General features: G+C 69.5%; 8 protein-coding genes. 6 read left to right on the forward strand and 2 right to left on the reverse strand.

Annotated elements, in window-relative coordinates:
• On the reverse strand, positions 1-537 hold a 537-nt coding region (locus tag AB7U92_RS19290; RefSeq protein WP_428580685.1), incomplete at its 3' end, for an AAA family ATPase.
• Between the two features lie 11 nt (positions 538-548).
• Entirely contained in the window at positions 549-1,538 is a 990-nt protein-coding gene (locus AB7U92_RS19295; protein ID WP_428580687.1) for a S1C family serine protease, read from the reverse strand.
• 109 nt (positions 1,539-1,647) lie between these two features.
• On the opposite strand from AB7U92_RS19295, the gene AB7U92_RS19300 reads away from it, so the two are divergent.
• The 6 genes from AB7U92_RS19300 to AB7U92_RS19325 all read left to right on the forward strand — a co-directional run.
• Positions 1,648-2,454 carry a TatD family hydrolase gene (locus AB7U92_RS19300; protein ID WP_428580689.1) on the forward strand — a complete coding sequence of 269 codons (807 nt, stop codon included), beginning with the start codon at positions 1,648-1,650 and terminating at the stop codon, positions 2,452-2,454.
• Entirely contained in the window at positions 2,451-2,951 is a 501-nt protein-coding gene (locus AB7U92_RS19305; protein ID WP_428580692.1) for a DNA-deoxyinosine glycosylase, read from the forward strand. Before AB7U92_RS19300 ends, AB7U92_RS19305 begins: the two co-directional genes overlap by 4 nt.
• On the forward strand, positions 2,948-3,733 hold the full coding sequence (locus tag AB7U92_RS19310; protein WP_428580694.1) for a spermidine synthase: 786 nt from the start codon (positions 2,948-2,950) through the stop codon (positions 3,731-3,733). The genes AB7U92_RS19305 and AB7U92_RS19310 overlap by 4 nt, the downstream gene beginning before the upstream one ends.
• Positions 3,730-5,520 (forward strand): GspE/PulE family protein, encoded by a 1,791-nt coding sequence (locus tag AB7U92_RS19315; RefSeq protein WP_428580697.1) that lies wholly within the window; start codon positions 3,730-3,732, stop codon positions 5,518-5,520. Before AB7U92_RS19310 ends, AB7U92_RS19315 begins: the two co-directional genes overlap by 4 nt.
• Before the next feature lie 114 nt (positions 5,521-5,634).
• A complete protein-coding gene (locus AB7U92_RS19320; protein WP_428580700.1) occupies positions 5,635-6,096 on the forward strand; it encodes a tripartite tricarboxylate transporter TctB family protein in 462 nt (153 codons plus the stop codon).
• Positions 6,097-6,106: 10 nt separating this feature from the next.
• The coding region (locus tag AB7U92_RS19325; protein ID WP_428580703.1) for a tripartite tricarboxylate transporter permease at positions 6,107-6,670 on the forward strand (564 nt) is incomplete at its 3' end.

A 6,670-nucleotide genomic window follows, 5' to 3' on the forward strand; every position in this document is an offset into this window, starting at 1 on the left:
GTCGACCAGCACCTTCATCATGAAGCGGTCGACCTGCGCCTCGGGCAGCGGGTAGGTGCCCTCGGTCTCGATCGGGTTCTGCGTGGCCATCACCAGGAAGGGCTCGGGCACCTTGTGAGAGACGCCGGCGATCGTCACCTGGCGCTCCTGCATCACCTCGAGCAACGCGCTCTGCACCTTGGCCGGGGCGCGGTTGATCTCGTCGGCCAGCAGCAGGTTGGTGAATACCGGCCCCAGCGAGGTGTCGAACTCGCCGGTCTTGGGGCTGTAGATGCGCGTGCCGACCAGGTCGGCGGGCACCAGGTCGGGCGTGAACTGGATGCGCTTGAACTGGCCGCGCAGCGTCTGCGCCAGCGTCTTCACCGTCAGCGTCTTGGCCAGCCCGGGCACGCCCTCGACCAGCAGGTGGCCGTTGGACAGCATGGCCACCATCACGCGCTCGAGGAACTGGTCCTGGCCGACGACGACGCGCTTGACCTCGTAGAGCACCCGCTCCATCAGGGTGGCGGCCTGGCCGCTGGTGGCTGTGGAATCCATGAAGCTCCTCGTCAGAAAGGTGGCATGCCGGCGCCGGCGGCGGCGTTCTCGATCGGTACGGCGAAGCCGATGCCGACGAACACCCGCTGCTTGGTCGGGTTGAGGATGGCGGTGACGATGCCGACGACCTCGCCTTCCATCGTGACCAGCGGCCCGCCCGAGTTGCCCGGATTGGCCGCCGCATCGAACTGGATCAGGTTGGTGAGCACGCGTTCCCCTTCCGGCGAACGGAATTCACGCTTCAAACCCGAGACGATGCCCTCCGAGGCCGAGGGCCCGATGCCGAAGGGGAAGCCCACCGCCATCACCCGGTCGCCGGGGGCGAGGTCGCCAGTGCTGCGCATGGTGGCGGAGAACAGGTCGTCGGGGATCTTCTGCGCGCGCAGCACCGCCAGGTCGTGCTCGGGCATCACGCTGACCAGCTTGGCATCGGCCTCCAGCCCGTCCATGAAGGTCACGCGCACGCGCTCGGCGCCCATGACCACATGCAGGTTGGTCAGGATGGTGCCGTTGTCGACGATCACCACGCCGGTGCCCACGCCGCGCTCCTCGAAGCCGGGCAGTTCCGTGGTTTCGTTCTTCGGCGAGGCACTCTCGCTCTCGACCGGCTCGCGGCGCGGCTTCTTGTCGCCGTGCGGCGTCTCGCCCCGCCGGTCGTAGCCGACCACGCGCACCACCGAGGGGATGATCTTGTCGTAGGCGAGCATCGCCGCCGAGGTCAGCGGCTTCTCCTCGATCGACTTGCGAACCAGGTGATCGATCTGCTCGATCGTGAGCGGGGCGGCAGGGCGGGGGCCGGTGCGCCATACCATCGCGAGCACCACGATCAGCAGCAGCGCCAGGGCCCAGAGCTTGCGCTCATGCCGTGCAGCAAAGGCCCGTGCACGCGCGAGGCGGGCCGGTGGCGGCACGGCCTCGACGGGCGCGGCAGTCGGCGGAGGCGGCGCTTCTGGGGCGGCCACCCCCCGGCGAGAACGGCTGTACAGCGGTGCCTTCTTCATCGACTGCTCCGGCGCGACGCCCAACGGACGGGATGCGCTGCTACGGTAGCACGACCGGCCGGCCCGCGTCACGGTGCAGCCACTCGCGGGGCTGTCATCATGCGCGCCCATGTGGACCGACACCCACTGCCACCTCGACGCCCCGGAGTTCGACGCCGACCGCGACGCCGTGGTCGCGCGCGCCCGCGCTGCCGGGGTGGGCATGCAGGTGCTTCCAGCCGTCGAGGCGGCCAACTTCGAGACGGTGCGCTCGCTGGCGCACGCCCACGGCCTGGCCTACGCCCTGGGCATCCATCCGCTGTACGTGCACCGCGCGGCCGAAGACGACCTCGACCGGCTCGACGCCGCGCTGGCCGCGCTGCGCGACGACCCGCGGCTGGTCGCCGTCGGCGAGATCGGGCTCGACCACTTCGTGCCCGGGCTCGACCGCGAGCGGCAGGAGCGCTTCTATGTCGCGCAGCTCCGGCTCGCCAGGCGCCACGGCCTGCCGGTGATCCTGCACGTGCGCCGCTCGGCCGACGGCCTGCTCAAGCAGCTGCGCCGCATCGAGGTGGGCGGCGGCATCGCCCATGCCTTCAACGGCAGCGCGCAGCAGGCGCAGGCCTTCATCGGCCTGGGCCTGCGGCTCGGTTTCGGCGGCGCGGCCACCTTCGAGCGCGCGCTGCAGATCCGCGAACTGGCGCGCACCTTGCCGCTGCCGTCCATCGTGGTCGAGACCGATGCGCCGGACATCCCGCCGCACTGGCTGTACCGCACGGCGGCCGAGCGTGCCGCCGGGCAGGCGAGCCGCAACGAGCCGGCCGAGCTGCCGCGCATCGCTGCGGTGCTGGCCGGGCTGCGCGGCATGGCGGTCGACGAGTTCGCCGCGGCCACCACCGCCAATGCCCGTGCGGCGCTGCCGCGTCTGCCGGCATGAGCGGCGCGCTCCTGCACGGCCTGGCGCCGGTGATCGGCCGCGAGACGCGGCTGGTCGTGCTGGGCAGCTTTCCGAGCGTGGCCTCGCTGCAGGCGCAGCAGTACTACGCCCATCCGCGCAATCAGTTCTGGCCGCTGCTGTCGGCGCTTTGGGGTGTGGACCTGGTGGCGATGCCGTACCGGGCGCGCCTGGCCGAGGTGAAGCGCCGCGGCCTGGGCATCTGGGACGTCTACGCCCGCTGCCGCCGCGAAGGCAGCCTGGACAGCGCCATCGAGGACAGCGTGCCCAACGACCTGGCCAGCCTGAAGCGCCGCGCGCCGAAGCTGCAGGCGGTGGCGCACAACGGCGGCGAGTCGGCGCGCGCCATGGCCATCACGCGCACGCTGGGCGTCGAGGTGATCCGCCTGCCGTCCACCAGCCCGGCCAACGCGAGCTGGAGTTTCGAACGCAAGCTGGCGGCCTGGCGGGCCGCCTTCGTCTCTCACGGACTGGCATGACGACGAGAAAGAAGGAGACCGCGCCCGAACTGGCGCCCGCCACCATCTCCGAGCACGACGGCGTGCGCTACCTGCACCTGGGCACGCCCTGGGTGCAGGGCGCGATGCGGCTGAAGAAGCCGGCGCAGATCGAGCTGGAATACGTGCAGCGCATGATGGCCTGGATGCTGCTGCGGCCCACCGAGGAGGTGGCCCGTGGCCATGCCGTTCAGCTCGGGCTGGGCGCCGGCGCGATCACGCGCTTCACGCACGGCGTGATGAAGATGAAGACCACGGTGGTCGAGCTCAACCCGACGGTGATCGGTGTCAACCGCGCCTTCTTCCGCCTGCCTGCGCAGGGGCTGCGCTTGCGCGTGCTGGAGATGGACGCCCAGCACTGGGTAGACGAGGTCGCCGAGCCCGGCTCGGTGGACGTGCTGTGCGTCGACGTCTACGACCACGAGGCCGCCGGCCCGGTGCTCGACAGCGAGGCCTTCTACCGCGGCTGCGCGCGCGTGCTGGCCGAGGGTGGCGTGATGAGCGTGAACCTGTTCGGCCGTCACGCCAGCTTCGCGCGCAGCGCGCGGCGCATCGCCGCCGCCTTCTCCGGCGGCGTGGTGGTGGCCATGCAGCCGACGCGCGAAGGCAACACCATCGTGCTGGCGCTCAAGCGATCCAGCCTGCCCGAGCGTGACGAACTCGCCGCCCGGGCGCAACAGATCGACACCCGGTTCGGCTTGCCGGCGCGAAAATGGCTGCGCATGATCCGCCCCTTGCCGGACTCCGTCCTCCCACCCGCATGAACGCTCCCGATCTTGCCTTCGACAAGCCGCACGTCGGCCCGCTGGACTGGCGCGTGCTGCTGCGCTGGATGCGGAAGGACGGCGTCCTGAGTGAGGAGGTGGCCCGCGCCACCGAGAAGCGTTTCCACGGCACCGACAGCCGCCAGCATCCGCTGGTGCGCATTGCCGGCCTCGGCCTGCAGCGCGACAAGGATCCGGGCCAGGGCCGGGTGCTCGACGTCGAGGCGCTGACCGAATGGCTGGCCGGCCGCGTCAAGCTGCCCTACGTGCGCATCGACCCGCTCAAGGTCGACGTCGGCCGCGTCGCCGAGGTGATGTCGATCAGCTACGCCGAGCGCCGCAAGGCACTGCCGCTGAACGTCGGCCTGCGCGACGTGACCATCGCCACCTGCGAGCCCTGCGACACCGGCTGGGTGCCCGAGATCGAGGCGCATACCGGCAAGCCGATCAAGCTGGTGGTGGTCAGCCCCGTCGAGCTGCAGAAGTACACCACCGAGTTCTACAGCCTGTCGCGCTCGGTGCGCGCGGCCATCAAGACCGGCGAGACCTCGTCGATCTCCAGCTTCGAGCAGCTCGTCGAGCTCGGCCGCAGCAACAAGCAGCTCGACGCCAACGACCAGGGTGTGGTGCAGGTGGTCGACTGGCTGTGGCAATACGCCTTCGACCAGCGCGCCAGCGACATCCACCTCGAGCCGCGCCGCGAGCGCTCGGTGATCCGCTTCCGCATCGACGGCGTGATGCACAACGTCTACCAGGTGCCACCCGGCGTGATGAACGCGATGATCGCGCGGGTCAAGCTGCTCGGCCGCATGGACGTGGTCGAGAAGCGCCGTCCGCTGGACGGCCGCATCAAGACACGCAACCCGAGCGGCGACGAGGTCGAGATGCGCCTGTCGACGCTGCCCACCGCCTTCGGCGAGAAGATGGTGATGCGCATCTTCGACCCCGAGACCACCGTCAAGTCGATGGATGCGCTCGGTTTCGGTGCCCACGACGGCAAGCGCTGGGAAGAGCTGGTGTCGCAGGCGCACGGCATCATCCTGGTCACCGGCCCGACCGGCTCGGGCAAGACCACGACGCTGTACTCGACGCTCAAGCGGCTGGCCACCGACGAGGTGAACGTCTGCACGATCGAGGATCCTATCGAGATGATCCAGCCGGCGTTCAACCAGACGCAGGTGCAGCCGGCCATCGACCTCAACTTCGCCGAGGGACTGCGCGCGCTGATGCGGCAGGACCCGGACATCATCATGGTCGGCGAGATCCGCGACCTGGAAACCGCCGAGATGGCCATCCAGGCCGCGCTGACCGGCCACCTCGTCTTCAGCACGCTGCACACCAACGACTCGGTCTCGGCGATCACGCGCCTCGAGGATCTGGGCGTGCCGCCCTACCTGATCGGCGCCACCGTGATCGGCGTGCTCGCGCAGCGCCTCGTGCGCACGCTGTGCCCGTCGTGCAAGCAGCCGGACGATGCGCTGTCGCGCGAGGAACTCGGCGAGTTCGTCAAGCCCTGGCGGCTGACGGGCGGCGTGAAACCCTACAAGCCGGTGGGCTGCCTCGAATGCCGCATGACCGGCTACCGCGGCCGTGCCGGCCTGTACGAACTGCTGACGATCGGCGAGGAAGAGCGCCAGTGCGTCACGCCCACGACCGACATCGCACGGCTGCGCAAGCAGTCGCTGCACAGCGGCCTGCGCCCGCTGCGCGTGGCCGGTGCGATGAAGGTGGCCGAAGGTCTGACGACACTGGAAGAAGTGCTCCGCGCCACGCCAGGCTGGGAATGAGCCAAGGTGGCACGCCGGCCGCGGGGCCGTCAGCTTACGTGTAAACCACACCGGGCACTCGGGTATCGCTGCCTAGAATCCGCCGCAAACAGTCCGTTCGCGGAGGAGATTGCAGTGAAGATCAAGAGCCAGCGCGACTTCTGGTCGGGCCTCATGTTCATCGCGGTCGGCCTGGGCTTCGCCTGGGGAGCGACCGACTACAGCTTCGGCAGTTCGGCGCGGCCCGGCCCGGGCTATTTCCCGTTCGGCCTGGGGCTGCTGACCGCGGTACTCGGCGCCGTCGTGCTGTTCAAGGCGCTGACGATCGAGGTCGAAGGCGGCGATCCTGTGGGCGCTTTCGCCTGGAAGCCGCTGATCATCATCGTCGGCTCAATGGTGCTATTCGGCCTGCTGCTGCCGCGCCTGGGCATGTTCATCACGTTGCCGCTGCTGGTGATCACGTCGGCGCTGGCCGGCGACGAGTTCCATCCGGGCGAAGCGGCGGTCAACGCCGTCATCATCACCGCCTTCAGCTGGCTGGTGTTCATCTACGGGCTGAACCTCACGATTCCGCTCAAGCCGTGGTTCATGGGCTGAGGAGCGAACGATGGAACTGCTCGACAACCTGGCGCTTGGCTTCGGCGTCGCCTTCACCTTCCAGAACCTGCTGTATGCATTCGGCGGCGCGCTGCTCGGCACGCTGATCGGCGTGCTGCCCGGCCTCGGGCCGGTGGCGACGATCGCCATGCTGCTGCCCTCGATCTACTCGCTGGATGCGACGCCGGCGCTGATCATGCTGGCCGGCATCTACTATGGCGCGCAGTACGGCGGCTCGACCACCGCGATCCTGATCAACGTGCCGGGCGAATCGAGCTCGGTGGTGACGGCGATCGACGGCTACCAGATGGCCCGCCAGGGCCGCGCCGGCGCCGCGCTGGCCGCGGCCGGCCTGGGCTCCTTCTTCGCCGGCTCGGTGGCCACGATGATCGTCGCCGCCTTCGCGCCGCCGCTGACCGAACTGGCCTTCAAGTTCGGCCCGGCCGAATACTTCTCGCTGATGGTGCTGGGCCTGATCGGCGCGGTGGTGCTGGCCTCGGGTTCGCTGGTCAAGGCGATCGCGATGATCCTGCTCGGCCTGCTGATGGGCCAGATCAACACCGATGTCATCTCC

The sequence above is a fragment of the Piscinibacter sp. genome, from assembly GCF_050175855.1.
Taxonomy (GTDB): domain Bacteria; phylum Pseudomonadota; class Gammaproteobacteria; order Burkholderiales; family Burkholderiaceae_C; genus Piscinibacter.

Bases quoted from the DNA above. Each gene is read 5' to 3' on its own strand.
- AB7U92_RS19295 (WP_428580687.1), bottom strand. From the start codon at position 1,538: ATGAAGAAGGCACCGCTGTACAGCCGTTCTCGCCGGGGGGTGGCCGCC.
- AB7U92_RS19300 (WP_428580689.1), top strand. From the start codon at position 1,648: ATGTGGACCGACACCCACTGCCACCTCGACGCCCCGGAGTTCGACGCC.
- AB7U92_RS19305 (WP_428580692.1), top strand. From the start codon at position 2,451: ATGAGCGGCGCGCTCCTGCACGGCCTGGCGCCGGTGATCGGCCGCGAG.
- AB7U92_RS19310 (WP_428580694.1), top strand. From the start codon at position 2,948: ATGACGACGAGAAAGAAGGAGACCGCGCCCGAACTGGCGCCCGCCACC.
- AB7U92_RS19315 (WP_428580697.1), top strand. From the start codon at position 3,730: ATGAACGCTCCCGATCTTGCCTTCGACAAGCCGCACGTCGGCCCGCTG.